At 62.5% G+C, this 26,282-nt stretch carries 22 protein-coding genes; 13 read left to right on the top strand and 9 right to left on the bottom strand.

What is annotated here, in order from left to right; genetic code table 11:
• Nucleotides 1–106: 106 nt before the first annotated feature.
• Nucleotides 107–1,258, top strand: a complete 1,152-nt coding sequence (locus J1G37_RS11825) for an MFS transporter (protein WP_207041873.1) — start codon at nucleotides 107–109, stop codon at nucleotides 1,256–1,258.
• Between the two features lie 20 nt (nucleotides 1,259–1,278).
• On the opposite strand, the gene J1G37_RS11820 is transcribed toward J1G37_RS11825, so the two are convergent.
• The 7 genes from J1G37_RS11820 to bglX form a co-directional block, all read right to left on the bottom strand.
• Nucleotides 1,279–2,031 (bottom strand): type III secretion protein, encoded by a 753-nt coding sequence (locus tag J1G37_RS11820; protein ID WP_242551543.1) that lies wholly within the window; start codon nucleotides 2,029–2,031, stop codon nucleotides 1,279–1,281.
• Nucleotides 2,032–2,343: 312 nt separating this feature from the next.
• Nucleotides 2,344–2,658, bottom strand: coding sequence for a type III secretion protein (locus tag J1G37_RS28980; protein WP_242551542.1), 315 nt, complete (start codon nucleotides 2,656–2,658; stop codon nucleotides 2,344–2,346).
• Nucleotides 2,659–2,823: 165 nt separating this feature from the next.
• Nucleotides 2,824–3,729 carry an EF-hand domain-containing protein gene (locus tag J1G37_RS11810; protein WP_207041871.1) on the bottom strand — a complete coding sequence of 302 codons (906 nt, stop codon included), beginning with the start codon at nucleotides 3,727–3,729 and terminating at the stop codon, nucleotides 2,824–2,826.
• Between the two features lie 197 nt (nucleotides 3,730–3,926).
• A complete protein-coding gene (locus J1G37_RS11805) occupies nucleotides 3,927–6,323 on the bottom strand; it encodes a TonB-dependent receptor (RefSeq protein WP_207041869.1) in 2,397 nt (798 codons plus the stop codon).
• Nucleotides 6,324–6,420: 97 nt separating this feature from the next.
• Nucleotides 6,421–7,368 (bottom strand): FecR family protein, encoded by a 948-nt coding sequence (locus J1G37_RS11800; RefSeq protein ID WP_207041867.1) that lies wholly within the window; start codon nucleotides 7,366–7,368, stop codon nucleotides 6,421–6,423.
• A gap of 14 nt (nucleotides 7,369–7,382) precedes the next feature.
• Nucleotides 7,383–7,883 (bottom strand): sigma-70 family RNA polymerase sigma factor, encoded by a 501-nt coding sequence (locus tag J1G37_RS11795; protein ID WP_207041866.1) that lies wholly within the window; start codon nucleotides 7,881–7,883, stop codon nucleotides 7,383–7,385.
• Between the two features lie 73 nt (nucleotides 7,884–7,956).
• The gene (gene bglX / locus J1G37_RS11790) at nucleotides 7,957–10,218 is read right to left on the bottom strand and encodes a beta-glucosidase BglX (protein WP_207041865.1); all 2,262 of its coding nucleotides are present in this window, start codon (nucleotides 10,216–10,218) and stop codon (nucleotides 7,957–7,959) included.
• Between the two features lie 179 nt (nucleotides 10,219–10,397).
• Between bglX and J1G37_RS11785 the strand changes: the two genes are divergently transcribed.
• Genes J1G37_RS11785 through J1G37_RS28975 form a run of 4 tightly spaced genes read left to right on the top strand, consistent with a single transcriptional unit; the run spans nucleotide 10,398 to nucleotide 14,468 of the window.
• Nucleotides 10,398–11,198: a glucose 1-dehydrogenase gene (locus tag J1G37_RS11785; protein WP_207041864.1), complete on the top strand. Its 801-nt coding sequence runs from the start codon at nucleotides 10,398–10,400 to the stop codon at nucleotides 11,196–11,198.
• Nucleotides 11,191–13,017 carry a glycoside hydrolase family 15 protein gene (locus tag J1G37_RS11780; RefSeq protein ID WP_207041863.1) on the top strand — a complete coding sequence of 609 codons (1,827 nt, stop codon included), beginning with the start codon at nucleotides 11,191–11,193 and terminating at the stop codon, nucleotides 13,015–13,017. Before J1G37_RS11785 ends, J1G37_RS11780 begins: the two co-directional genes overlap by 8 nt.
• Nucleotides 13,018–13,056: 39 nt before the next feature.
• The gene (locus J1G37_RS11775) at nucleotides 13,057–13,536 is read left to right on the top strand and encodes a cysteine hydrolase family protein (RefSeq protein WP_207041862.1); all 480 of its coding nucleotides are present in this window, start codon (nucleotides 13,057–13,059) and stop codon (nucleotides 13,534–13,536) included.
• Entirely contained in the window at nucleotides 13,533–14,468 is a 936-nt protein-coding gene (locus J1G37_RS28975; protein WP_242551541.1) for a GNAT family N-acetyltransferase, read from the top strand. Before J1G37_RS11775 ends, J1G37_RS28975 begins: the two co-directional genes overlap by 4 nt.
• Nucleotides 14,469–14,515: 47 nt before the next feature.
• Here the strand turns inward: J1G37_RS28975 and J1G37_RS11760 are convergent, their stop codons facing one another.
• Entirely contained in the window at nucleotides 14,516–15,484 is a 969-nt protein-coding gene (locus tag J1G37_RS11760) for a GlxA family transcriptional regulator (protein WP_207041861.1), read from the bottom strand.
• Between the two features lie 90 nt (nucleotides 15,485–15,574).
• Between J1G37_RS11760 and inhA the strand changes: the two genes are divergently transcribed.
• Nucleotides 15,575–16,255 (top strand): isonitrile hydratase, encoded by a 681-nt coding sequence (gene inhA / locus J1G37_RS11755; protein ID WP_207041858.1) that lies wholly within the window; start codon nucleotides 15,575–15,577, stop codon nucleotides 16,253–16,255.
• 137 nt (nucleotides 16,256–16,392) lie between these two features.
• Here the strand turns inward: inhA and J1G37_RS11750 are convergent, their stop codons facing one another.
• On the bottom strand, nucleotides 16,393–17,022 hold the full coding sequence (locus tag J1G37_RS11750) for a LysE family translocator (RefSeq protein WP_207041856.1): 630 nt from the start codon (nucleotides 17,020–17,022) through the stop codon (nucleotides 16,393–16,395).
• Between the two features lie 158 nt (nucleotides 17,023–17,180).
• Between J1G37_RS11750 and J1G37_RS11745 the strand changes: the two genes are divergently transcribed.
• The 7 genes from J1G37_RS11745 (at nucleotide 17,181) to J1G37_RS11715 (ending at nucleotide 26,276) form a co-directional block, all read left to right on the top strand.
• Nucleotides 17,181–17,696 carry a sigma-70 family RNA polymerase sigma factor gene (locus J1G37_RS11745; RefSeq protein ID WP_207041854.1) on the top strand — a complete coding sequence of 172 codons (516 nt, stop codon included), beginning with the start codon at nucleotides 17,181–17,183 and terminating at the stop codon, nucleotides 17,694–17,696.
• Nucleotides 17,683–18,633, top strand: a complete 951-nt coding sequence (locus J1G37_RS11740; RefSeq protein ID WP_207041852.1) for a FecR family protein — start codon at nucleotides 17,683–17,685, stop codon at nucleotides 18,631–18,633. Before J1G37_RS11745 ends, J1G37_RS11740 begins: the two co-directional genes overlap by 14 nt.
• 107 nt (nucleotides 18,634–18,740) lie before the next feature.
• Complete coding sequence (locus J1G37_RS11735) at nucleotides 18,741–21,227, top strand: TonB-dependent receptor (RefSeq protein ID WP_207041850.1); 2,487 nt, start codon at nucleotides 18,741–18,743, stop codon at nucleotides 21,225–21,227.
• Nucleotides 21,228–21,657: 430 nt separating this feature from the next.
• The gene (locus J1G37_RS11730) at nucleotides 21,658–23,097 is read left to right on the top strand and encodes an undecaprenyl-phosphate glucose phosphotransferase (protein WP_207041848.1); all 1,440 of its coding nucleotides are present in this window, start codon (nucleotides 21,658–21,660) and stop codon (nucleotides 23,095–23,097) included.
• Nucleotides 23,097–24,557: a mannose-1-phosphate guanylyltransferase/mannose-6-phosphate isomerase gene (locus J1G37_RS11725; RefSeq protein ID WP_207041846.1), complete on the top strand. Its 1,461-nt coding sequence runs from the start codon at nucleotides 23,097–23,099 to the stop codon at nucleotides 24,555–24,557. The genes J1G37_RS11730 and J1G37_RS11725 overlap by 1 nt, the downstream gene beginning before the upstream one ends.
• Before the next feature lies 1 nt (nucleotide 24,558).
• The gene (locus J1G37_RS11720) at nucleotides 24,559–25,470 is read left to right on the top strand and encodes a glycosyltransferase (protein WP_207041844.1); all 912 of its coding nucleotides are present in this window, start codon (nucleotides 24,559–24,561) and stop codon (nucleotides 25,468–25,470) included.
• 29 nt (nucleotides 25,471–25,499) lie between these two features.
• Nucleotides 25,500–26,276 (top strand): polysaccharide biosynthesis/export family protein, encoded by a 777-nt coding sequence (locus J1G37_RS11715; protein ID WP_124529210.1) that lies wholly within the window; start codon nucleotides 25,500–25,502, stop codon nucleotides 26,274–26,276.
• Nucleotides 26,277–26,282: the final 6 nt, after the last annotated feature.

The raw sequence follows: 26,282 nt of genomic DNA, 5'->3' as shown, positions 1-26,282 counted from the left end.
ATTCACCGCTGCCACCTCTACGGGAACCCGACTCGCTCACCACGGCCTGATGTGCAAGGATGTCGCGCCGGACACCGTTCGTTGAACGCAAAACCAAGGATTTTCCATGACCGCCATCCCCACCCCTGCGCCCGTGATTCCCGGGCGGCTGGAGCAAATGTCCACCCGCATCGCATTTTTCATCGCCGGTTTCGGCATCGCGGCCTGGGCGCCGCTGGTGCCCTACGCCAAGGCGCGGGCGCAGTTGAACGAAGGCACGCTGGGCCTGTTGCTGCTGTGCCTGGGGGTGGGCTCGATCATCGCCATGCCGGTGGCGGGCGCATTAGCGTCACGCTACGGCTGTCGGCGCGTGTTGAGTGCCGGCACGATCCTGATCTGCCTGGCCCTGCCGATGCTGGCCACCGTCAGTTCGATCCCGTGGCTGATCCTCGGGTTGTTCCTGTTTGGCGCAGGCCTGGGCACGGTGGACTCGACGGTCAACCTGCAAGCCGTGATCGTCGAACGGGCCAGCGGCAAAACCATGATGTCGGGCTTTCATGGTTTGTTCAGCCTCGGGGGGATTGTGGGCGCCGCCGGTGTTGCCGGGTTGCTGGGGCTGGGCTTGACGCCGTTGCAGGCGACCCTGGTGGTGGTCGTGATCATGGTGGTGGCCTTGCTCAAGGCCGGGCCGCACCTGTTGCCCTACGGCAGTGAAAGCGCGGGGCCGGCGTTTGCCGTGCCCCATGGCGTGGTGCTGTTTATTGGCTGCCTGTGCTTCATCGTGTTTCTCGCCGAAGGTGCCGTGCTCGACTGGAGCGCCGTGTTCCTCAGCGCCGAACGTGGCCTCGACGAAGCCTACGCCGGCCTTGGCTACGCCGCGTTCGCCTTGACCATGACCGCCGGGCGCCTGACCGGTGACGCCATTGTGCGCCGCCTGGGCGCCACCCGCGTGATCGTGATCGGCGGGGCACTGGCCACGGCGGGCATGCTATTGGCCACCCTGTTCCCGGCATGGCAAACCGCGCTGCTCGGTTATGCGTTGGTCGGCGCCGGCTGCTCGAACATTGTGCCGGTGCTGTACAGCGCCGTCGGCAAGCAAACGGTGATGCCGGAACATATCGCCGTGCCGGCCATCACCACCCTGGGCTACGCCGGCATTCTTGCCGGGCCTGCGGTCATCGGCTTTATCGCCCACGGCAGCAGCCTGAGCACGGCCTTTGTGCTGATTGCGCTGTTGCTCGCAGGCGTGGCCGTCAGTGGCAAAATCCTCAAGGTGTAACCCAACCAAATGGCCAGGTATTACCTGGCTTTGTGCATCTTGTCCTGCTCAAGCCAGCGCTCCACGCCTTTATTGCTGATCCAGCCTTCCTGGTGAGCCGGGCCGAACATCCGTGTGCCACTGGCGCGCTCCAATGAACGCAACAAACCCGGGCGCTCAAAGATGTTCTTGGCCGTGTACACACTGAGTTCGCTGTGCTGCTTGCCGGGCAACCCGGTGGCTGGATCGAGCACCGGCTGGCCCTGTGGGTCGACAGCGTCGGGGTCGCGCATCAGGGCCCTGAGCCCGGCGACTTCCACGTACTGGTGCTTGTCAAAAAAGAAGGTTCGATCCTTTGCCTGATCCCGCAACTGCTCGAACAAACCTTGAAATGCCTTGACGACGTGCGCGTTGTCCTGGGCATGGAAAGGGTCTTGGCTGAACGCACTTGGGGAGCTGTTGCCCTGCAACGCTGGGACGGCGGCCGCCAGGCTGTCACGCGTGATTTCGCCATCGATACTCAAGATTGCGTCTCTCAAGGGTGGGCGGTTGTTGATCTCCCGGGCCGCCAGGATGACGCCGTCCAGTTTATCGTTGTCGCCCATCGTGGCTTCTGCAACCTGGCGCAAGGCTGACAGTGTCAGCTGCCCGTCCTTCAGGAAGGGGTGCAACAAACCGAAGCTTTCCCGCAGCGTTTCGGCCAGTTGGCTATCTTTGGTGTTGACGCCTGGCGGCAACAGGCTCGCACGCGTAAAGGGCGGGTTCTGCAAGGCGTGGTGTTGCAAGCCAGACAAGCCACCGCGTAACAACGTCGGCCGCCTGGGCAGGTTATCCGGGCGAGGCCGGGGGGCATGATGGGGTTCGCTCCAGGCATCATGATGGATGGCCGTTGTACGCTCAGCGGATCGCATGTCCGTATCTGCCAGTGCTGCTGGCCGTGCGTGATGTAGTGCGCCATCGATTGTCATGCGTCTTCTCCCACTTTTCTCAGATCCACACTTGATTCCTTGAATGCAAGCAAACCTCTGTGGTGAGCAGGGCGCGGCGGTTCCAAATCGGCGCGCAATACCAATGACAGTATGTAAAAAAGGCGGCTGGCCCCCTGGTCAGCCGGTCTTTTGCAGGCCCAGACCCGCGATCAACACAGCCAAGGCGCTGACGATATGTCGCAAGGGTGAGGCCGCGGTGCCACTCCCCTGCCCTGGCGCCAGCATGCCCCGGGCAAAATCATCGGCGACCGGCGCCTGGAATTGCCGCTGGGCGGCGAAGGCTTTCATACGCAAGGCTTGAGCAGCGTAACCGTTTGCCGAGGCGCTGCTGAGCAGGTCTGCGGGTGCTCCAGCATCGTCCAGCGTCGACTCTGAATCCGCAAAGGCATATGGATAACCCCCTTGGCGAGATTGAAATGAAGTTGTAGTCATGTCTGGACCCCTGGCTCAGTTCCTGAAAGCGACCCGTACCATCAGAGTCGCCGAGGTTGTATGACGTGAGTGGCGCCCCGCTGGAAATGGTTCCTGACACATTTCTCTCAGGGCCTGAGGCGCCGCAAGAACACTCACGGAACCCCAAGCCACCAGGCGTTGCAATCAGCGGGATAAGCGCTGAATTTCCCATCGACTCAAATACCCATCGCCATTGCGGTCCATCGCCTTCAACAAGTTGCCGCGACTGAGAACCGCCTGTGCCAACTGGATGAGGTGATCCTTGGGCGAGTCTCCCGTCAACGGCTGGCTAGCCAGTTTTTTCAAGTCTCTGATGCTGATTTGTCCGCCCCAGCGCCGCACCAACTCATCGAAATGACTGAGCATCTCCCCGGCGATCTCCTTGTCACTCTGGTATCTGAAATAGTTCGTGTCATTGAGGGCGTCGCGCAGATCTTGCTTGCTGAAGCGGTTGTCTGTCGCTCCCGTTCCGCTCTTGCGGTCCAGGGCCTGCAACAAGTCGGGGCGGTTCAGAAGCTCTTTGGCCAAGCGAATGTTGTTGTTCATGATGGGATCGCTACCTGGCTGCCTGTTGGCCATAGCCCTGATATCGCGCAGGGACATGCTCCTATAGTCGGACCCCGTGAACGCTTTGAAATTATCCATCAGTGCCTGCGTCAACTGCTCATGACTCTGCGACGCGTAATCCGGCCTTGGCTTCGGATGAGGCCGGCCAATCGTCGGGTGCGGCCGGGGTGGCGCGCTGTTACAGGGAGGCCGGCAGCCGCCGAACCATTGGCTCAGCCACTGTTTGGACTGTTCCATGAAACTGGGGGGCAGCGTCGAGGGTGGCATTGCCAACGGGTTGTGGTGATGCCTGCGGTCATTTTGGTCGCCAAAGACCGGCCCGGCTGGGGTCTCCCGCGAGTGAAAATTCACATTCGTCGCGCTTTGCCCGTCAAAGGACGGTGCACTAGGCGCTTGGCGATTGGCTTTGGCCTGCGGCGCGGGCAACGACGTCTCCAGGTTTGATGATGTAGGTACGGATGAGTCGAGGGTCGATACCGACATAAATGTCTCCAGTACAGGAAGGTTGGATGGTGAACCTGTTGGCCCATCGTCATGGCCAGACCAATCAGGCATTCCTCTGTGTGGCGCACTTGTCGGAATCGGTTCCTATGCGGGCAGCCGGCAGTCGTAGGAAAGCGTAGGAAAACCCCAAAAAAAATCGCAGCCCTTGAGCTGCGATTTTTCCTATCCGGTACGACTCAGAAGCCGACACTTGCTTGTACAAAAAACGTACGCGGCTCGCCCAGATACAACCCGGCGTTGTTGTCGCTGGAACGGGTGTAGTGCTGCTGGTCGAAGAGGTTTTTCACCCCCACGCCCAGCTTCAGGTTCGACAACTGCGCGCCAAAGTCATAGCCACTGCGCACGTTGACCGAGACATAGCCCGGAATATCACCGTATTGGCCATCGGCAGTGCCTTGGGTGATGTAGGTGGTCCCCGTGCCCGGTGCACGCTGGCCGGACTGGGCGTAGACGTCCAGGTTGTGGGTCCAGTGGTTGACGTCATAGCGCAGGCCTAACGTCGCCACTTCACGGGAGTACAGCGGCAGGTCACGACCCTTGAAGGGCACATCGCCTTCGGCGGTGGCCTTGGTGTAGGTGAAACCGGCGTTGGCGGTCAGGCCGTCCAGGCGCGGGTCGAGGTTGGACAGGTCGTAGTGGGCCGAGGCTTCGAGACCGGTGTGCTTGGTGGCACCGAGGTTGGTCCAACCCACGGCGTTGCTGACATATTGCAACTCATCGGCGAAGTCGATGTAGAACAGCGTCACTTCGCCACCCCACACGTTGTCGTTGTAGCGCGTGCCCACCTCGTAGGTCTTGGCTTTTTCCGGGTTCAGGCCGCTGGCGGTCTGATCACCCGAACCGCCCTGTCCTAGCTGGAAATATTGCAGGCTGCCGAAGGACGTTTCGTAGTTGGCAAACAGTTTCCACGCGTCGGAGACGTGGTACATCACGCTCAAGGCCGGCAACGGCTCGTTGTTGTGCACCTCGCGGCGTTTTTCCAGGGTGCGCGGGCCGGTCAGCGGGATCACCGGGCGATCGTGCCATTCGGTGCGGATGTCTTCGAAGCGAATGCCGGGGGTAATGGTCCACTTGCCGATGTCGATCTTGTTGTCGACATAGAACGCATTGGCCTCGGTGCCGCCCGTGCGGTCCTGGTAGACGTGACCATCGCTGCGCCCGCCGGGGGTGGGCACGTTGTTGACCAGGTTGAGGCTGGTGGCCTGCTCGTGCATGCCTTCCTTGAGGTAGCGATAACCGACGCTGACTTCCTGGGTGCTCGGGCCCACGTCAAATACATGGCTTACCCGTGGCTCGATGCCAAAGGTGTAATAAGTGCGCGGGTACGAGCCCAGGGTGAGCAAGTCGCGGTTGGCGATATTGCTGCCACGGAAGCTGTCGGAATAGTACGTCAGCACTTCGGCCTGGGTGCGGTCGTCGATCTGCCGGATGTACTTGAAGGACACATCCTTGCGGCGCCCGGTGAAATTGTCCCAGTCGCGCACCGACTGGTAGGGGTTGGCGTCGAATTGCTTCTGGGTCAGGCCGCCAGGCATATCGGCGGTGGCGTCGTAATAGTGGAAGTTGAGCGAGAAATCGTCTTGATCGGTCGGCGCCCAGTGGGTCTTGAGGATCACGTCATTGATGTCATTGGCATTGTTGCTGTTGCGATAACCGTCGCCCTTGACCCCGGAGTACAGCAGTGCGGCGCCGATGCCGTTGTCTGCGGTACCGCCGAGAAAGGCGTTGTCCAGATGTTTCCAGCCGCCGTGGGCCGAGGTTTCCAGGGTGGTGCCGACTTCACCGGAAAACTTCTGCGGGATCGCGCGGGTGACAAAGTTGATCACGCCGCCGACGTTTTGCGGCCCATAACGCACGGAACCGGCACCGCGTACCACGTCGATGCTGTCCAGGTTGCCGGCGGAAATCGGCGCCATCGACAGCTGCGGCTGGCCATACGGGGCGAACGCCGCCGGTACGCCATCGATCAGCACCGTGGAACGTGGCGACAAGCGCGAAGTAAGACCACGCACGCCGACGTTGAGGGAAATATCGCTACCGCCGGTGCCGTTGGACTCCTGCACCTGCACGCCGGGCACACGGCGCAACACGTCGCCGACGTTCATCGCGCCCTGCTCCACCATGGCCTCGCGGCGGATCACCGTCCGCGCGCCGGGGTGGTTCTGCACCACTTCGGCATTGGCATCGCCGAGCCAGTCGCCGACCACCTTGATGTCGGTGGTGCCCAGTTCCAACGGCGAGCCGGCTTCACCGGTGCCGCTGCTCAGCGGGCGCAGCGTCACCGAACCGGCGTCGATGCTGTAGTCCAGGCCGCTGCCTTGCAGCAGTTGGCGCAGGGCCTGTTCCGGCGAGAGGTTGCCGTCCACCGCCGGGGCTTGCTTGCCGGCGACCATGTCCGGGCTGAAGAACACTTGCAGGGAAGTTTGCTGGCCCAACTGGCTCAGCGCCGCACCCAGGGACTGGGCCTGGATATGGATGGCGTCGGCGGCGTACGCCGCGCTGCTGACGGCAAGTGCCAGGGCCAGCGGCGCCCAGCGGGAGATTTTATTGTTGTGGCGAGCAAGTTTTTTCACGTCGAATCGAGTCCTGTGATCGCAAGCAAGTGCGGCCGTTAATGCAAACCAGTTGCAGTTGCAGGAGAAGACGACGAGCGCAGGAAAAACCTGAATGTCAGCGTGAAATAATTTCCTGGCTGCCATCCGGCAAGGCGCGCACGGCCACCGGCAGGATGTGTGGCAAGGCCTTGAGCAAGGCCTCGGTGTCATTGGACTTGAACACGCTGGTCAGTCGCAGGTTACCCACAGCGGCCGAACTGACCCGCAAAGGTCGCTCGCGGTAGCGCGACACTTCCCGCACCACTTCACCCAAGGGGGCGTTGTTGAACACCAACTTGCCGCTACGCCATGCCGTCAGCTCCTCGGCGTTCACCGCGTAGGCTGGAACCACTGCGCCCTGGCTATCGATATGCGTGCCGCGCCCCGCCGTGAGGGTAACAATGTCATCCGCTGCATGCCCTTGCACCTTGACGGTTCCGGCCTCGACCACCACGCGGGTCTGGTCATCGTCGCGGCGCACGTCAAAACGGGTACCGGTCACAGTAACTTGCCCGGCGCCGGCGGCGACCACAAACGGCCGGCTGGTATCATGTTCGACGCTGAACATCGCCTCGCCCCTCTTGAGTTCTACGCCACGCCGGCCTTTCTCGAAATGCACCGCGACCATGCTGCGGCTGTTCAACTCCATCATCGAGCCGTCGGGCAAGGTCACCTGGCGATGTTCTCCCAACCGCGTGCTGAACTCGGCGCTGTAGGGCTTTGGTTGAATGCTGAACACGCCCAGGCCAATGGCAACGGCCACCACACTGGCAGCCACCGCATAACGCAACACCGCGCGGCGCTTGGGACGCTCGGCCGGCGCCGCGCACAGCGCCTGCAGGCGCGCCTCTGGCAGCAGGTCGGCGGCGCTCCACAGGCCGCGCAGCACATCGAATTCGTATTGGTGGTCGGGATGCTCTTGGCGCCACGCCTCGAACTGCTGGCGCTCGGCGGCGCTCAGCTCGGCGTCTTGCAGGCGCACAAACCATTGCGCAGCCTCGTCTCGGGCACGGTTATCCATCATGGAAGATCCTTGGTTCATGGGGCCAGCGCGTCCAGGCGGTCACGCAGATGCCGCAGGGTGCGGATCATATACTTTTCCACCATGTTCTTGGACAAGCCCAGGCGTTCAGCGATTTCCTGCTGGGTGAGGCCTTCGATTTTCTGCCAGATGAAAATCCTGCGGCAGTTGAGCGGCAGCTCCGCCAGGGCCCGCTCGATGGAATCCGCCAACTGGATCGCGTGCATGAAATGCTCCGGGTCGCCACTGTGGGGCGAACTCTGCTCAAAGGCCTCCAGCCCCAATGCCTCACGCCGATCTTCGCGGCGATGGGCATCCACCGCAATATTGCGCGCGGTCTGATGCAGATAGGCGCGCGGTTGCTCAACCTCAGTGGAACGGGCCTCCAGCACCCGTACAAAGGTGTCGTGCGCCAGGTCTTCGGCCTGCTGACGGTTTCTCAGGCGGCGCGTCCAGGTGCCGATCAACTCTTCGTAATACTCGAAAAAGCCTGTTCTGCGGGGCGGCTGGGGAATCATCGCGGAGGCACTGGGGAGGCGGGGCGTGAATAGTAATGCTTCCTATTAAGTCGGGCAATTGCTTCCCGTCGTGTCAGCGCAGTTCGAAGCGCTGTTCAATGACCTCCCGAGAATCCAACCCAACCTGCACCCTGAACTCACCGGGCTCGGCGACGTGTCGCAATTGCGCGTCATAGAACTTCAGGTCCTCTTCCCCCACGGTGAACTCGATTCGTCGACGCTCCCCTGCCTTGAGCATGACTTTCTGGAAGCCCTTGAGCTCCTTGACCGGCCGGCTGATGGACGCCACCGGATCGCGGATGTACAGCTGAACCACGGTTTCGCCATCGCGCTCACCTGAATTGGACAGCGTGACACCCACCTGCAGAGACTGACCTCGGTGCAACACTGCGCTGGACAACTGCAAGTCTGACAGCGCGAAACGGGTGTAACTCAAGCCGAAGCCGAAGGGAAACAGAGGCCCCTCCTGCTCATCAATATATTGGCTCATGTACTTGTTCGGCTTATCGGGGATAAAGGGGTGGCCGGTGTTGAGGTGGTTGTAATAAATGGGGATCTGGCCCACCGAACGAGGAAACGTCATGGGCAGCTTTCCCGAAGGGTTGTAACCACCAAACAACACATCAGCGATAGCGTTACCGCCTTCCATCCCGCTGAACCAGGTTTCCAGCAGCGCATCGGCCTGCCGTTGCACATGGGTCAATGTCAAAGGCCGACCGTTCACTAACACCACCACCAGCGGTTTACCCAACGTTCTTAATGCACTGAGCAAACGCTGCTGGCTGCCCTCAAGATCCAGGCGCGTTCGGCTGATGGCCTCATCACTGAAATTCCACGCCTCCCCTACCACTGCCACGATCACATCGGCTTGGCGTGCCACCGCCATCGCCTCTTCCAGCATCGTTTCAGGCGATCGCGGATCAAGGTCCAAGGGCGAGCTGTAGCGTGCCAAGCGATCTGACAACGCCCTGTCATCTGTGACATTGGCGCCCTTGGCATAGAGCAGCGTTGCCCTGCCTTCCACCGCAAGCGCCACGCCCTCACGGATGCTCACAACTCTTTTTTCTGCGCAATAGCCACAATAGCTCCCGAGCAAATCACGCTGGCTGTTGGCGAGTGGGCCTACCAGCGCGATACGACCTTGCTTGCTCAACGGCAGGGTGCGCTGGCTGTTTTTCAACAACACCAGAGTCTTGCGCGCCACATCCCGCGCCGCCGCCCTCTGCAACCGGCTCTCGATGGGGGCTGGAGGCAATCGGGAGAGGTTGCGATAGGGGTCTTCGAACAGCCCCATCTCGTATTTCATCCCAAGCACTCGACGAACTGCCTCATCCACGACCGCAACACTCACCGCTCCCGATTTGACGAGGGCGGGCAGCTGGCGAGCATAGGCATCGTCACTCAACGCCATGTCGAGGCCCGAGAGAATGGCCAATGAAGCCGCGTGGCGCTGATCAGCCGCAACACCGTGCTCAATCAGGCCAGTCACTGCATTGGAGTCACTCAGAGTGACGCCGGCAAATCCCCACTCATGGCGCAGCACATCCTTTATAAGCCAGGGGTTGGCGGTTGAGGGAACGCCGTTGATCGTATTGAACGCAAGCATCGCGACCTGTGCGCCTGCCTCGACAGCCGCGCGGTAAGGAGGGAAATAGTACTGGTACATCTGGGCCCGGCTCATATCGACACTGTTGTAGTCCTTGCCGCCCTCCACAGCGCCATACAGGGCCACATGCTTGACGCCGGCCATGATGCTGTCAGACGCACGAAAGTTGCCGCCCTGATAAGCATTGACCATGACGCGAGCAATGCGCGACACCAAATACGGATCCTCCCCATACCCTTCCGATACCCTGCCCCAGCGAGGGTCGCGGGAGATGTCCAGCATTGGGCCGTAGGTCAAATGCACACCATCGGCACTTGCTTCCTGGGCACCGATCCGCCCTGTCAGCGCCAATGCCTGCATGTCCCAACTGGCCGCCAGCGCCAGGCTGACCGGAAACACAGTGTGTAAACCATGGATGACGTCAGTACTGAAAAACAGCGGTATCTTCAACCTGCTGCGCTCTACCGCCATGTGCTGTAGCACATAGCCATAAGGCGCTGGGGCAATGACTGCCACGCCACCAATCTGTCCTCGGGCCAGCCGTTCCTGGGCCTGCGCGTCCGGCGCCTCATGATCGAGATAGACCATAGTCAGTTGCCCGACCTTTTCATCAACCGTCATTTTTCCCATCAGTTGATTGATGAACGCAGCTTTGCCTGCGGGCACCTGTGCCAACACACCCAAGCTGGCGAGGCTGAAAAATAGCCCGGTCACCCAATGAGACTTCACGCGGCCATCCTCTAGACAGGTGCTAGCCAGTAGCCTCGCCCGCCTGGCAAATCGCGTCTACTGTCAGAAATAACAGTTCTTCCCAATCTGCGCTGGAGCTTCCCAGCGAAATCCCCGCTGAACTTCCGTCGCGCCCCATCAGTCAGCTAACTGAACCCTCTAGCAATGGTGCCTGGCCCATGCTTCTCTCGTTGCAGCAACAAGTTGCCCTGGTCACCGGCGCCAGCTCCGGTATCGGTGCAGGTGCCGCCAAGGCGCTGGCCGACGCCGGCGCGGCGGTGGTGCTCAATTACAACGCCCAGGCGGCGCCCGCCGAAGCCCTCGCGGCGCAGATCAACGTTAACGGCGGCCGGGCGATTGCCATCGGTGGCGATGTGTCCAAAGAGGCGGACGTGGAACGCCTGTTTGCCCAGACCCTCGACGCCTTTGGTCACCTCGACATCCTGGTCGCCAACTCCGGCCTGCAAAAAGACGCCAACCTGGTGGACATGAGCCTCGACGATTGGAACACGGTGATCGGCGTCAACCTCACCGGCCAGTTCCTCTGCGCCCGTGCGGCCGTGCGTATCTTCAATCGCCAGGGCGTGCGGGAAGGCGTGTCGCGGGCAGCGGGAAAAATCATCCATATGAGTTCGGTACACCAGGTGATCCCCTGGGCCGGGCATGTGAACTACGCCGCGTCCAAAGGCGGCGTCGAGATGTTGATGCGCACCCTCGCCCAGGAAGTCAGCGAACAACGCATCCGCATCAACGGCATTGCGCCGGGGGCGATTCGCACGCCGATCAACCGCGCGGCCACTGAAGGCGCAGCGGAAAAAGCGTTGCTGAAGCTGATCCCCTACGGCCGCGTCGGCGACGTGGAAGACGTGGCCAACGCCGTAGTGTGGCTGGCCAGCGACGCGTCCGATTATGTGGTCGGCAGCACCCTGTTCATTGACGGCGGCATGAGCCTTTATCCGGAGTTCCGTGGCAATGGTTGAGTTAAACAACGAAGCGCAAAGCGCCATCGACGCCCACGGCATCATCGGCGACATGCGCAGTGCGGCCCTGGTCAACGACAAAGGCAGCATCGACTTCTTCTGCTGGCCGGAGTTCGACAGCCCGTCGATCTTCTGCGCCCTGCTGGACAGCCCCGACGCCGGTATTTTCCAGCTCACCCCGGACCTGCCCGACGCCCGCCGCGAGCAGATCTACCTGCCCGACACCAACGTGCTGCAAACCCGCTGGCTCAGCGATGCAGCGGTGGTAGAAATCACCGACCTACTGGTTATCAGCGATGAAATCGACGACCTGCCCTTGCTGGTTCGCCGTGTGCGGGTGGTCAGCGGCACGGCCGATATCCACCTGCGCTGCGCCGTACGCCATGACTACGCGCGCGCGCCGACCCACGTCGCGCTCGATAACGGCACAGTGTGTTTCAACGCCGACGGCCAGCCCGGCCTGCGCTTGTCCGGCAGCCAGCCGTTGCTGATCGACGACGGCGCAGCGGTCGCCCGCTTCACCCTGAACCAGGACGAAGGCGCCGACTTTGTCCTCGGCGGCGTGGATGACGAGCGGGTCGACAGCCGCTGCACCGACCTCGCCCTGGCCCACACCTTGCAGTTCTGGCGCGGCTGGATCGCGCAGTCGAACTACCGGGGGCGCTGGCGCGAAATGGTCAATCGTTCGGCCTTGGCGTTGAAGCTTCTGACCTCACGCAAACACGGCGCAATCATTGCCGCCGCCACCTTCGGCCTGCCGGAAGCACCCGGCGGCGAGCGCAATTGGGACTACCGTTACACCTGGATCCGCGACGCCTCGTTTACGGTCTACGCGTTCATGCGCCTGGGCTTTGTCGAGGAAGCCAACGCCTATATGCGCTGGCTCAAGGGCCGGGTCAGCGATTGCTGCGGCCAGCCGATGAAGATCAACATCCTCTACGGCATCGACGGTCGCCAGGAACTGCCGGAAACCGAACTGCCGCACCTCGCCGGCCACGGCGGCGCCACGCCAGTGCGCATCGGCAATGGGGCCGTCGGGCAGATCCAGCTGGATATCTACGGCGAACTGATGGACGCGGTGTACCTGGTCAACAAGTACGGCGAAGCCATCTCCCATGACGGCTGGCAACACACGGTGGAAGTCGCCGACCAGGTCTGCGAAATCTGGAACACCGAAGACGTGGGCATCTGGGAAATGCGTGGCGAGCAGCATCACTTCCTGCACTCGCGGCTGATGTGCTGGGTCGCGCTGGACCGCGCGATCCGCCTGGCCTACAAACGCTCGCTGCCGGCGCCGTTCGCCCGTTGGGACCAGGCACGGCAGGCGATCTACGCCGACATCTGGAGCAACTTCTGGAACGAAGAACGCGGGCATTTTGTGCAGCATATCGGCAGCACGGCACTCGATGGCTCGATGCTGTTGATGCCGCTGGTGCGCTTCGTCGCGGCCACCGATCCGCGTTGGTTGTCGACCCTTGCAGCCATCCAGAAAAGCCTGGTGCGCGACGGCATGGTCTACCGCTACCGCAACGACGACAGCCAGATCGACGGCCTGCAAGGCACCGAAGGCGCGTTTGCCGCGTGCTCATTTTGGTACGTCGAATGCCTGGCCCGCGCCGGCCAAGTGGAAAAAGCCCACCTGGAATTCGAACAACTGCTGCGCTACGCCAACCCGTTGGGGCTGTACGCCGAAGAGTTCGACGGCCAGGCCCGTCACCTGGGCAACACGCCCCAGGCCTTGAGCCACCTGGCGTTGATCAGCGCGGCGACGTTCCTCGACCGCAAGCTCAGCGGGGAGAAGACGACCTGGCAACCCTGAGGCACAATGACCGGCCCCTCGGCTACGGACAGGAACCCCATGCGCCAGGTACTGCTGATCATCGACGTGCAACCGTCCTTCAATCCACCGGCGTGGCTGGTGGACGGCATCAACGCCCTGCTCAGCCGCCTGCCGTCGGTCGCCACTGTCGAGCGCCACGACGAAAGCGTTACCCCTTTTGCCCGCCAGCTCGGCTGGCAACCGGCACCGGATGACGACAGCCTGATCGCGGCAGATCGCATCTTCATCAAGCACGGTTATGCGCCCACGCCCGAGACGGTCGCCTACCTCAAAAGCCTGGCGCCAGAGCGTGTGTTGGTGTGTGGCATACAAACCGACACCTGCGTGCTGGCGGCGGGGTTTGCGCTGTTTGATGCGGGGTTGCAGCCGACGTTGATCAGCGACTTGACCGTTGGCTCGTCGTTGGATCGGTCGGGGCGGTTGGGGGTGGAATTGTGGCGGCATCACTTTGGCAAGGTGGTGGATCGTGAGCAGGTTTTAGCGACAACCACACCATGAGCCCTTTCCCAACGCTACACACCCAACGCCTATACCTGCGTGAACTGGTGGCAAGCGACGCACCGGCAGTGTTCGACATCCACCGCGATGCCGCCAGCATGCGTTGGTTCGGCGCCGACGCGATGACCGAGCTTGCCCAGGCCGAAGCCTTGATCGAAACCTTCGCGCACTGGCGCAGCCAACCCAACCCCGGCACACGCTGGGGGATCGAATACGATGGAAAACTGATCGGCAGTTGTGGCCTGTTCAAGTGGAACCAGAGCTGGAACAGTTGCGCTCTCGCTTGTGAACTAGCGCCCGGCGCGCGTGGCCGAGGGTTGATGCACGAGGCCTTGCAGGCGATGCTCGACTGGGGTTTTGAACAGATGAAATTGCATCGCGTGGAAGCCTGGGTGCATCCGCAAAATACCGCGTCGCTCAAGTTGTTGGAGCGACTGGGTTTCAAAGCCGAAGGGACGTTGCGCGAGGCGGGGTTCTGGAGTGGCCAGCGGCATGATCTGGGTGTATTGGGGCTGTTGAGCCAAGAGTGGCGGGCCAAGAAACACACAGAAATGGGAGGGTCTGTTGGGTTGATGCCCATCATATCAATCCTCATTCACGTCCCGGACTGGCGTGTGGCAACCGAGTGGTACGCAGCAGCCTTTCCGTTGGCGACACGCATTCATCATGACCCTGATGACTTTGGCCATTTGAATGTAGCAGGCGTCGCCCTCGAGATCGTCAACGCCGATGACAAGGTTGCGTCAGGGGCGGCGGGATCAGTGGTGTACTGGGAAGTAGTCGACGTGCAGCAGGCATTGCGCCGGTTTGAGGAACTGGGCGGGACGTTGTATCGCGGGCCGATGGAGATTGAAGGTGGTCATTGGATTTGTCAGGTACGCGACCCGTGGGGAAATTGCATCGGCCTTCGACAAACCGGCTCACGCAAGTAAGCCCTGTCCATAACCCGCCACAGGTTGTTCGACTCCTTTTAGAGGTTTCAGGTCACTGGCGAAAACCGCTCACGGTAGGCCTGCGGCGTTACCGACAAAGCGCGCAGAAAACTGCGGCGCAAGGTTTCCTCACTGCCAAAACCACATTGCACAGCGATGCGCTTGATTGACGCATTGCTGTCCGCCAATTGCCTGCGCGCGGTTTCGACGCGGATCAGTTCCACCGCCCGCGCCGGGGTATGGCCGGTTTCGTTGCGGTAGTGGCGCACAAAACTGCGTTCGCTCATCCCGGCCTGGGCGGCCAGGGTCGGGATGTTCAGGTCGAGGGTGAGGTTTTCGGCCATCCACGCGTGGAGTTCGGTGAAGCGGCTGTCGGCCTTTTGCAGGGACAGGGTCACGCTGAATTGGGATTGCCCGCCTGGGCGTTTGAGGAACACCACCAGGTGCCGCGCCACTTCCAGGGCCACTTCGCTGCCCAGGTCGTCTTCCACCAGCGCCAGGCACAGGTCGATGCCGGCGGTGACGCCAGCGGAGGTCCAAACCGCGCCTTGGCGGATGAAAATCGGGTTGGATTCCACCGTCAGCGCGGGGAATTTGCGCGCCAACTCTTCGCAGCGCGTCCAGTGGGTGGCCACGCGGCAGCCATCCAATAAACCACTGGCCGCCAGCAGGAAGGCGCCGGTGCACACCGAGGTCATGCGCCGGGTGTGCCGGGCCTTTTCTCGCACCCAGTCGACCAGTGCCGGGTCTTCGGCGGCGCCGTACACGCCCCAGCCGCCGGCGATCACCAGGGTGTCGCAAGGCGCGTCGATGGCCGGCAACGGCTCGGCCACCAGCGCCAGACCGGCGGAGGTCATCACCGGCTCCGCTTGCGCGGCGATCACCGTGACCGCGTAAGGCAACGGCAAACCGCGCTGGCGCGCCAGGTCATTGGTGGAGGCAAACACCTGCAACGGCCCGGTCACATCGAGCACCTGGGCATTGTCAAAAGCGAGGACATGGACGATTCGCGACATGATTGGCGTGATCTGTGGGCTGAATGGCGTATCCGCCAAAGCCTAGGCCTCTAGAGTGCAGCCGTCCACCCCTTTCTCGGAGCGCTGTCCATGACCTTGCAGATCGGCTTTGTGTTGTTCCCCGGCATCCAGCAACTGGACCTGACCGGCCCTTATGACGTCCTCGGCTCGCTGCCGGACGTGACATTGCACCTGGTGTGGAAAGACCTCGCGCCAGTCACCTCCAGCACCGGGCTGGTGTTCACCCCGACCATGACGTACGCCGACTGCCCTCAGCTGGATGTGATCTGTGTACCAGGCGGTTCCGGCGTGGGCGCATTGATGGAAGACCCGCAGACTCTGGATTTCCTCACGCTGCAGGCGCAGACCGCGCGGTACGTGACGTCGGTGTGCACCGGTTCATTGGTGCTGGGCGCGGCGGGCCTGCTGCGCGGGCGCAAGGCCACCACGCACTGGGCGTACCACGACATGCTCGCTCCGCTCGGTGCGATTCCCGTGCAGGAACGCGTGGTGCGCGATGGCAACCTGTTGACGGGGGGCGGCATCACCGCCGGTATCGACTTCGCGTTGACCTTGGCTGCGGAGTTGTACGGCGAAGCGACGGCGCAACTGGTGCAGTTGCAGATTGAATATGCGCCGGCGCCGCCGTTTGATGCAGGTCGCCCGGATACGGCGCCCAAGGCGGTGCTGGAGGAAGCGCACAAGCGCACGGCGCAGTCGCGTAAGACCCGTGGCGAGATCGTCGCGCGGGCAGCCGCTTTACTGGGCTAACACCACAAACCCCCTGTGGGAGCGGGCTTGCTCGCGAATGCGGTGGCTCAGTTAAAGATGCTTCGACTGACAAACCGCCTTCGCGAGCAAGCCCGCTCCCACATTTGATCTCCGTCGATCATGAGGTCGCAGGTGAGTCAATTGGGACGCGACATCACCGCCAACCGCACCGCCAACACTGTCAGCACCGTCGCCAGCCCCCATTTCTGTAGCCAGGCGCTGTTCGGGCGCTTGGCAAAGAAGCGGCTCAGCACGCCACCAAACGCCCCCAGCAGCCCATGAAATACCGCGGCGATCACGGTCAAAACGCCGCCAAGCACCAGCAATTGCACGGCAATCGAGCCCGTCTGCGGCCGCACAAACTGCGGCAAAAACACCACAAAAAACAACAACGCCTTGGGGTTGAGCAAACTGTTGAGCATCGCTTGCACACACACCCGCCCCAGGGGGATGCGGTGGGCGTGAGCGGTTTCCAGACGCGGGCTTTTCTGCAAGGTCTTGAACACCAGCCACAGCAGGTAGACCACCCCCGCATAACGAATCAGGTCAAACGACGGCGGCCAACTGGCCACCAGCGCCGTCACTCCGCTGGCGGTCAACACGGTCAACAGCAGGTCGGCCACGCCGATGCCCAGGGCGCAGGCAATGCCGCCGCGCCAGCCGTGGCTCACGCCGTGGCTGATGACAAAGGCCATGTTCGGCCCCGGCGATAACAGCAACAACAGCACCGCACCGCAAAAAACCGCCAGGGTCGCCAGGTCGATCATGCTCAAGCCTCCGCCGAGAAAACCTGAAGCGTAATCCGCATGCCGTGGGCCCACAAAAAATTGTGCTGGATACATTGCGCGCCAGTGATTGCTCATTGCCACAATCAACGCTTAGAATGCGAAACATTATCAATTATGACTGCTGTGCCAGGATGCCCATGTCGAGCGATCACCCACTGGACCCCGCCGCCATCGGCCAGTTGTACCTGGCCCATCACTCCTGGCTGCACGGCTGGTTGAACCGGCGCACCGGCTGCCGCGAGCATGCCGCCGACTTGGCGCAGGAGACGTTTGTACGCCTGCTCAACGCGCGCAAGCAGCAAACTTTGCTGCAACCGCGCGCGTACCTGAGCAGCATCGCCCGCAGCCTGATGATCGACGGTTACCGCCGCCGCGAACTGGAACGCGCCTACCTCGAAAGCCTCGCGCATTTCCCACAGGCCGAGGTGCCGTCGGAAGAAACCCGGCGCCTGATCCTCGACAGCCTGGAGCGCATCGACCGTCTGCTCGACCAGCTCAAGCCGCGCGTGCGCGAAGCCTTCCTGCTCGCCCAATTGGACGGCCTGACCTGCGCGCAAATCGCCCTGCGCCTCGGCGTGTCCAAGGCCACCGTGGAGCGCGACCTGTCCAAGGCGCTGCACGCCTGTTATCGGTTGCGTTATGAGGAATGCTGACCCGCGCCTGGTCGACCAGGCCATCCAGTGGATGATCAAGCTGCGCTTCAATGTCGCCGACGACGCCAGCACCGCCGCGTTCGAACGCTGGCTGCACAGCAGCGCCGAACACCAGCAGGTGTGGCAGCGCGTGGCGACCATGAATGACGATTTCAACCAACTGCCGGCCCAGCTCGGACGGCGCACCCTCAGCGGCGCGCGGCAACGCATCAGCCGGCGTGAAAGCCTCAAGCTGCTGGGCCTGGTGGCCGGTGCGGCCGGGCTGACCTGGTTCGGCCGCGACTACACGCCGCTGCCCGCCCTGGTGGCCGACTACCGCACCGCCACCGGCGAACAGCGACGGGTGACGCTGGACGACGGCAGCCAGGTCCAACTCAACAGCGCCACTGCGATCGATAGCACCTTCACTGCAGAACGGCGCAAGGTGCTGCTGCGCCAAGGCGAAATCGTGGTGCAGCCCAGCGGCGACAGTCGCCCCTTCTGGGTCCTGGCCCGCAACGCTGACCTGCGTGCCCAAGGCGCGCGCTTGCTGGTGCGTGAAGAAGCCCAAGGCACGCTGGTCGCGGTGCAACAGGGCAGCGTGGCGGTGTTTGCCGACCGCCATGACGCCAACGCCCGCCAGATGATCCCGCCCGGCGCGGCGGTGCTGATCGACCGCCACAGCATCCGCCCGCCCATCGCCAACGGCCTCGACCCCTGGGCCTGGAGCGACGGCGTGATCAGCGCCCACAACATGCGCCTGGATGATTTCCTCAGCGAACTGGCGCGCTACCGCAACGGGCTGGTGCGTTGCAGTGAAGCGGTGGCTGGGTTGCGGGTGTCGGGCACCTATCAGTTGAGCGATACCGATCAAGTGCTGACGCTGGTCGCGCAATCGCTCAACGTCGATGTCACCTACCGCAGCCGGTATTGGGTGAGCGTCACCCCCCGGGTGTAAACCGCCGAAAAATAAATGAGGTGAATTCGCATTGCCGCTCGACCTGTAAGGAAAGGCCGATCAACAGGCCAGTCTTTTTCCACTTCCTGCAGGAGCAGCCCACGGTCATGCAAGCGTTTCCCTCCCCCCGTTCCCCCCTCAAGCGCGCGGTCCAGGCCGCCCTGCTCGGCGCCTGCCTGAGCGGCGGCGCCCTGCCCCTGGCCGTGCTGGCCGAAACACCGGCCAGTGACACCCAGGCCCGCGACTGGCACATCGCCGCCGGTTCCCTGGCCAATGCCCTGGACCAGTTCGCCCGCCAGGCCGGCATCAGCCTGTCGTATGACGCCAACAGCGTCGCCGGCAAGACCAGCACCGGCCTGAGTGGCCGCTTCGACCACGAGCAGGCCCTCGACCAGTTGTTGCGCGGCCAGGGCCTGCAAGCCCAGCGCCAAGGCAGCAGCACCTGGTTGCTGCTACCGCAAGTGGCGGACAGCGGCGCGCTGAACCTGGGCGCCACCACCATCACCGGCGACCGCCTGGGCGCCACCACCGAGGGCACCGGTTCCTACACCACCGGTGCGGTGACCATCGGCAAAGGCCAACACAGCCTGCGGGAAACGCCGCAATCGGTCAGCGTGATGACCCGCCAATTGATGGATGACCAGAACGTCACCACCATCGACGACGTCATGGAGCGCACGCCCGGCATCACCAGCTACGAGTCGCCCATGGGCGGCAAGTATTTCTACTCCCGTGGCTTCAAGATGCTCGGCCAGTACCAGTACGACGGCGTACCGCTGGATATGGGCAAGGACTACGCCCAGGCCGACAGTTTCAGCGCCAACATGGCGATTTATGACCGCGTGGAAGTGCTCAAGGGTGCCGCCGGCATGCTCAAGGGCGCCGGCACCGCCAGCGGCGCGGTGAACTTCGTGCGCAAGCGGCCCCAGGCCAGGCCCACCACCAGCCTGTCGCTGTCCGCCGGTACCTGGGACAACTACCGCGCCGACCTCGACACCGGCGGCCCGCTGAATGACAGCGGCACCGTGCGTGGTCGTGTGGCGATCAGCCAACAGGATCGCGCCTCGTACATGGACATCGCCAAGCGCAAGGACCAGGCATTCTATGGCGCACTGGACGTCGACCTGAGCCCCGACACCACCCTGGGCATCGGCGCCAGCTACGAAGACGTCGATGCCACCCCGTGCTGGGGCGGCCTGCCGCGTTATGCCGACGGCAAGAGCGCCAACCTCAGCCGCTCCACCTGCCTGGGCCAGTCCTGGAACGACTGGCAAAGCCGACGCGCCACCTACTTCGTCGACCTCACCCACGCGCTCAACGACGATTGGAAACTCAAGGTCGCCGCCGTGCACAGCCGCAACCTACAAGACACCAAGTACGCCGCCAGCGAAGGCACCATCCAGTACGGCGACCCGGCGCCCACCGCCCTGTCCTACGCCGCGTTGATGGACTACGACCATCGCGACTACGGCCTCGAGGCCTACCTCGACGGCAAGTTCGAAGCCTTCGGTCTGGAACACGAGCTGATCCTCGGCGCCAACGGCAGCCGTGGCACCCAGAACGATGTGTACGCGATCCAGAACCTGCCCACGCGCCAGGGCATCTACACACCCAACCACCACTTGCCGGAGCCGGCCGACAACACCTTCTGGCCGAACATGTACCGTGGCAGCACGATCAAGGAAACCGCCACCCAGTACGGCGCCTACGCCACCTTGCGCCTGCGCCTGGCCGAACCGTTGATGTTCATCGTGGGCAGTCGCGTGAGTTGGTACGACAACCGTCGCCAGTCCTACAGCCTGGGTTGGGGCGAGTGGTCGCTGCAGGATGCGCACTCCAAGGAAACCGGCGAAGTCACGCCGTTCGCCGCGCTGATCTATGACCTCAACGAACACCTGTCGGTGTACGCCAGCTACGCGGACATCTTCCAGCCGCAAAGCGCCTACGCCACCGCCGATGGCGCCGCGCTCAAGCCGAAGATCGGCGACAACTATGAGCTGGGCATCAAGGGCGAATGGTTCGACGGTCGCCTCAACAGTTCCCTGGCCCTGTTCCGCGCCATCGAGAAAAACGGCGCTGAAACCGACTTCCGCAGCTTCTGTGCAACCTCCGCCGATGGCTATTGCTACACCGACACCGCCCGGGTGCGCGCCCAGGGCGTGGAGGCCGAAGTCAGCGGTGAGTTGCTTGAGCGCTTGCAGGTTTCTGGCGGCTACACCTACACCCAGACCAAGTCCCTGAAGACCATCGACAGCGCCCTCGAAGGCGGCTCATCCAACACCTACGTGCCCAAGCATATGCTGCGGGTGTGGGGCGATTACCAACTCGACGGCGCGCTGTCGAAGTGGAGCGTGGGCACCGGCGTCAACGCCCAGAGCAGCAACTACCGCATGCAGACCATCAAGCTGGAACAGGCCGGTTATGCGGTGTGGAACGCACGGCTGGCGTACCGCGTCGACGACACTTGGACCGTGGCGCTCAACGGCAACAATCTGTTCGACAAAAACTACTACAACACTGTCGGTACCGCGTCGTGGGGCAACTTTTATGGCGAACCGCGCAATTTCACGGTGAGTTTGAAAGGCAACTTCTGATCCCGCGAACGTCCCGGTGGCAGGGCACTTAGCGTGCCTTGCCACCCCCTTCTTTGTCCCCCTTTCCTACTTCCATTTGAAAAAGCTTTCCCCGTTCGGCAGGAAAATTCTCACATTTGTTCCTACACTCAAAATCACACCCCGAGACCGAGTGTTAAGACAAGGAATGTCAAAAAAATGCCAAACGACCTGCAACCCAAGCGCCCTAAACGGCACATCCGCACCACGGTCAATTTATTGACAAGGCAGGTTCAGGAAACACTCCCTTAAGTCACCACCCCGCAAATCCGGTCAAATGACGCGTCGCATTTTGAGTTGGATAGTTGCGTATTACCCAGAGTAGCCGTAGTTCGACTGACCTCTAAGCAGCCTGCTGCCTTATTGATCAAACAGCCGAACAGAAAGTCTGGAGTGCAATGAGGGATGCTGTATGCGAAAGAAGTCGTCCGTTGATAGTTTGTTTTTAACACGTGCCGGTTTTGTTGAATTTTTTGTTGTTTTCGTCAAATTCATTCATGGCCTGAGTGCCATCCTGCCCCCGCTCGTCCTGGTGTATTTCATTGACCCGGTGGCCCCCGAACTGCGTCCTCATTTTCTTGGGCTGCTGCTGTTTTTCGCGGTGCTCACCATCATTCTGTTCCAGGCCCTGGGCATCTATTCCGAAGAACTGTTCAGCAATCGCCTGCGCCTGAAAACCAAGGTCAAGGCCTGGTCTGCGGCGTTTTGCATCCTGCTGTTCATGTACCAGATCCTGCAATCCTTCCCCCAGCTGACCCCGCGCAACCTGGTCACCTGGTACTTCGCCAGTCTGGCGCTGTTCTGCCTGGAACGGCTGTTGATGCTGCGCCTGTATCGCAACCTGATGCGCAAGGGCAAATACCTGCAACGCACGGTGATCCTGGGCTTTACCGACACCGCCGTGCACGTCGCCGACCACCTGCAACGCAACGGCGATATCCGCTCGGGCCTGGTCGGTTTTATTGACGACCGCACCGAGCGCATCCCCAAGGAATTGAGCAACCTGCCGTTGCTGGGCAACTCCCGCGACCTGGAAAAGCTGATCCGCTCCGAGGAGGTCAACCAAGTGATGATCTGCCTGCCGTGGGCCGCCGAGCAGCGTATCCACGGCCTGGTCAACCGCCTGCGGCAGATGTCGGTGAACGTGATGCTGGTGCCCGACATGGCCGCCCTGCGCTACGGCCACAGCAAGATCACCGACGTCGGCGGCATCCTGATGTTCAATACCTCGCAGCTACCGCTGCGGGGGTGGTCGCCGGTGATCAAGCGCCTGGAAGACCTGCTGCTGGCCAGCCTGGCGCTGGTGTGCCTGGCGCCGGTGATGGTGGCGACGGCAATTGCGATCAAGCTCGACTCCAAGGGCCCGGTGCTGTTTCGGCAGAACCGCTTTGGCTACAACGACAACGAAATCCGTGTGTTCAAGTTCCGCTCGATGTACACCGACCAGAGCGACTTCACCGCCGAACGCCAGACCACCCGCCAGGACCCGCGCATCACCCGCGTTGGCCGGATCATCCGCAAGACCAGCATCGACGAGCTGCCGCAGCTGTTCAACGTGCTGCTGGGCAACATGTCGATGGTCGGCCCACGCCCCCACGCCACCGCGACCAAGGCCGCCGGTGTGCCATTTGAAGTTGCAGTGAGCGAGTACAGCTCGCGCCACCGGGTCAAGCCAGGCATCACCGGTTGGGCGCAGATCAATGGGTACCGGGGCGAGACCGACACCCTCTACAAGATCCAGAAACGTGTCGAGTACGACCTGGAGTACATCTCCAAGTGGTCGGTGTGGTTTGACTTGTACATCGTCTTCATGACGGTCCCCGCCGTCCTGTCCACCAAGGAGGTCTATTGATGAACACCCTCAACGGATTGATTCCGTGCATCGTCTCCGGCGGTTCGGGCACGCGGCTGTGGCCGGTGTCGCGGCAGAACATGCCCAAGCCCTTCATGCGCATGCGTGACGGCCAGAGCCTGCTGCAAAAAACCTTCCAGCGCGCGGCCAAGCTGCCCGGCGTGGAAAGCGTGCTGACGGTGACCAACCGCGACCTGCTGTTTCGCACCCTGGATGACTACCGCAGCGTGAACAAGGCGCACTTGCCCCTCGACCTGCTGCTGGAGCCGTTCGGGCGCAACACGGCGGCGGCCATCGCGGTGGCGGCGCTGCATGTGCAGGAGCATTTTGGCGATGCAGCACAGTTGCTGGTAATGCCCGCCGACCACTTGATCCTCAACGAAGTAGCGTTCGCCGAAGCCGTCACCCGCGCCCGCGACCTCGCCGAGGCCGGCTACCTGGTGACCTTCGGCATCCAGCCCGACCACCCGGAAACCGGCTTTGGCTACATCGAGCAAGGCGAGGCGCTGGGCACTGGCTATCGGGTCAAGCGCTTCGTCGAAAAACCCGACCTGGCCACCGCCCAGGGCTACCTCGACGGCGGCAAGCACCTGTGGAACGCGGGCATGTTCTGCTTCAAGGCCAGCACCCTGGTGGACGAACTCGCCGCCCATGCACCGGACGTGCTGACCGCCGCCAGAACCGCGCTGGAACACAGCCAGAGCCTACAGAACAAAACCTCGCGCCAACGTGAACTGGATGCGGATGGCTTTGCCAGCGCGCCGGATATTTCCATCGACGTGGCGCTGATGGAAAAGTCCCGCCAAGTCGCCGTGGTGCCCTGCGACATCGGCTGGAGCGACATCGGTTCGTGGGAAGCGCTGCGCCAGCTCACCCCCAGCGACGCCCATGGCAACCAGGTCAATGGCGAGGCGATCCTGCATGACGTACACAACTGCTACATCGACTCGCCCAAACGCGTACTCGGTGCGGTCGGCGTGCGCGACCTGATCATCGTCGACACCCCCGATGCGCTGCTGATCGCCGACGCCCATCGCAGCCAGGATGTGCGCTATATCGTCGCCGAGCTCAAGCGCCAGAACCATCCGGCGTACAGCCTGCACCGCACCGTCACGCGGCCGTGGGGCACCTACACGGTGCTGGAGGAAAGCAGCCGCTTCAAGATCAAGCGCATCGTGGTCAAGCCCCAGGCGTCGCTGTCGTTGCAGATGCACCATCACCGCAGCGAGCACTGGGTGGTGGTCAGCGGCGCGGCGCAGATCACCAATGGCGAGCGCGAGTTCCTGATCAACGCCAACGAGTCCACCTACATCCCGGCCGGGCATAAACACCGGCTGACCAACCCCGGCATCATCGACCTGGTGATGATCGAGGTGCAGAGCGGCGAGTACCTGGGCGAAGACGACATCGTGCGCTTCGACGACATCTACGGGCGCGCCCCGGCCGACGTGAAAAAATGACATGCGCACTTCATTGATCATCCCGACCCGTAACGCTTCCAGCCACCTGGCGCGCCTGCTGCCAGCGCTGGCCATGCAAAGCCTGCAACCGGACGAAACGCTGGTGGTGGACAGCGCCTCCAGCGACGACACCGTGGCGCGCTTTCGCGCCTTTGGCGCACGGGTCGAGGTGATCGATGCCCGCGACTTCAACCACGGCGGCACCCGGCGCTGGGCCAGCGAACAAGTGGGCGGCGACGCCTTGATCGTGATGACCCAGGACGCCATCCCCGCCAGCCCCGAGACCTTTGCCAACCTGATCGCCGAGTTGCAGCAAGACCCGCTCAACGGCGTCGCCTACGGCCGCCAATTGCCACACCCCGGCGCCGGGGTGCTGGGCGCGCAGTCGCGGCACTTCAACTACCCGGCGCAGAGCCGCAGCAAAAGCCTGGCCGATGCGCCGGAGCTGGGGATCAAGACCTGCTTCAGCTCCGACTCGTTTTCCGTGTACCGGCGCAGCGCCCTGCACGCGGTGGGCGGTTTTCCCGCCGATGTGATCGGTAGCGAAGACGCCTACGTCGCCGCGCGCCTGTTGCTCGACGGCTACAAGGTGCGTTATGCCGCCAGCGCGCAGGTGTATCACTCCCACGATTACACGCTTATGGATGAGTTTCACCGCTACTTCGACATTGGCGTGTTCTACGGCCGCGAGCCGTGGATCCGTGAAGCGTTCGGCGATGCCGGCGGTGAAGGTAAACGCTATGTACTGGCTGAGCTGGCGGCACTGCGCGCAGCCGGTGCGTTGCACCGCGTCCCCGAAGTCCTGGTGCGCAGCGCGTTCAAGTTACTCGGCTACCGGCTGGGGCATCAGGAACGCCGCCTCCCCCTCGCCCTCAAGCGGCGCATCAGCATGTTTCCCGGTTATTGGAGGTGAGCAGCATGACCCACAGGAAGTCCCCCTTGATGAAACGAACCGTGCTCGTCCTGGCCATGCTGGCCTTGGCCGCCTGCAATACCCCCGCGCGCATCGTCGCGCCGGATGGCAAGGCTGTGGAGGACGGCAAGCGCGCCCTCGAACAGTTGGCGCAATTGCCGCCGGCCGTGGAGCGCATCCGCGTCGGCGACCAGTTGCGTATCGTCCGCGATGCCGGCGAGATGCCCACGCTGTCGGCGTTCAACGTCAGCACCATCTATGAGCTGACGCTGTACACGGTGCAGACCGACGGCAAGATCAACTACCCGTTCCTCGGGCCGGTGCAGGTTGCCGGGCGCCAGCCTTCGGAACTCGCCGCCGAGCTGACCAACAAGCTCGCGCCGACCTACCGCGAGCCACGGGTGACGGTGAACATCAACCAGGCACCGGGCAACTCGGTGATCGTCGGCGGCGCGGTGAACAACCCGACGGCGGTGCAGATCGCCACGGCCAACACCCTGGAACAGGCGATTCTCGGCGCGGGCGGAGTGAGCCCGGCGGGCAATGCGAGCATGGTCGCCCTGCTGCGCGAAGACGCCCAGGGTGCCTACCGCGCGTACTTCCTCGACTTCAGCCAGTTGCTCAAGACCGGCCCCAACGGGCGCAAACCGGTGCACCTGCAACGCGGTGACGTGGTGTTCGTGCCCAAATCCAACGTGGGCGAGCGCATCCAGGGGGTGGATACCTACATGAACCAACTGATCCCGTTCACCAAGTCCATTGGGGTTGGCTACAACTACACCCGAACCAGCGGCGGCAATAACTAAAGGAGC

Source organism: Pseudomonas sp. Marseille-Q1929, from assembly GCF_017316265.1.
In the GTDB taxonomy this organism is placed as follows: Bacteria; Pseudomonadota; Gammaproteobacteria; order Pseudomonadales; family Pseudomonadaceae; genus Aquipseudomonas.
Note: the sequence above shows the minus strand (reverse complement) of the source record. Positions and strands in the feature narration are given on the sequence as shown.

Bases quoted from the DNA above. Each gene is read 5' to 3' on its own strand.
- J1G37_RS11720 (WP_207041844.1), top strand. From the start codon at position 24,559: ATGCGCACTTCATTGATCATCCCGACCCGTAACGCTTCCAGCCACCTG.
- J1G37_RS28980 (WP_242551542.1), bottom strand. From the start codon at position 2,658: ATGACTACAACTTCATTTCAATCTCGCCAAGGGGGTTATCCATATGCC.
- J1G37_RS11785 (WP_207041864.1), top strand. From the start codon at position 10,398: ATGCTTCTCTCGTTGCAGCAACAAGTTGCCCTGGTCACCGGCGCCAGC.
- J1G37_RS11750 (WP_207041856.1), bottom strand. From the start codon at position 17,022: ATGATCGACCTGGCGACCCTGGCGGTTTTTTGCGGTGCGGTGCTGTTG.
- J1G37_RS11725 (WP_207041846.1), top strand. From the start codon at position 23,097: ATGAACACCCTCAACGGATTGATTCCGTGCATCGTCTCCGGCGGTTCG.
- J1G37_RS11735 (WP_207041850.1), top strand. From the start codon at position 18,741: ATGCAAGCGTTTCCCTCCCCCCGTTCCCCCCTCAAGCGCGCGGTCCAG.
- J1G37_RS11775 (WP_207041862.1), top strand. From the start codon at position 13,057: ATGCGCCAGGTACTGCTGATCATCGACGTGCAACCGTCCTTCAATCCA.
- J1G37_RS11740 (WP_207041852.1), top strand. From the start codon at position 17,683: ATGAGGAATGCTGACCCGCGCCTGGTCGACCAGGCCATCCAGTGGATG.
- inhA (WP_207041858.1), top strand. From the start codon at position 15,575: ATGACCTTGCAGATCGGCTTTGTGTTGTTCCCCGGCATCCAGCAACTG.
- J1G37_RS11760 (WP_207041861.1), bottom strand. From the start codon at position 15,484: ATGTCGCGAATCGTCCATGTCCTCGCTTTTGACAATGCCCAGGTGCTC.
- J1G37_RS11800 (WP_207041867.1), bottom strand. From the start codon at position 7,368: ATGATGGATAACCGTGCCCGAGACGAGGCTGCGCAATGGTTTGTGCGC.
- J1G37_RS11795 (WP_207041866.1), bottom strand. From the start codon at position 7,883: ATGATTCCCCAGCCGCCCCGCAGAACAGGCTTTTTCGAGTATTACGAA.
- J1G37_RS11730 (WP_207041848.1), top strand. From the start codon at position 21,658: ATGCGAAAGAAGTCGTCCGTTGATAGTTTGTTTTTAACACGTGCCGGT.
- J1G37_RS11745 (WP_207041854.1), top strand. From the start codon at position 17,181: ATGTCGAGCGATCACCCACTGGACCCCGCCGCCATCGGCCAGTTGTAC.
- J1G37_RS11715 (WP_124529210.1), top strand. From the start codon at position 25,500: ATGAAACGAACCGTGCTCGTCCTGGCCATGCTGGCCTTGGCCGCCTGC.
- J1G37_RS11780 (WP_207041863.1), top strand. From the start codon at position 11,191: ATGGTTGAGTTAAACAACGAAGCGCAAAGCGCCATCGACGCCCACGGC.
- J1G37_RS11825 (WP_207041873.1), top strand. From the start codon at position 107: ATGACCGCCATCCCCACCCCTGCGCCCGTGATTCCCGGGCGGCTGGAG.
- J1G37_RS11810 (WP_207041871.1), bottom strand. From the start codon at position 3,729: ATGTCGGTATCGACCCTCGACTCATCCGTACCTACATCATCAAACCTG.
- J1G37_RS28975 (WP_242551541.1), top strand. From the start codon at position 13,533: ATGAGCCCTTTCCCAACGCTACACACCCAACGCCTATACCTGCGTGAA.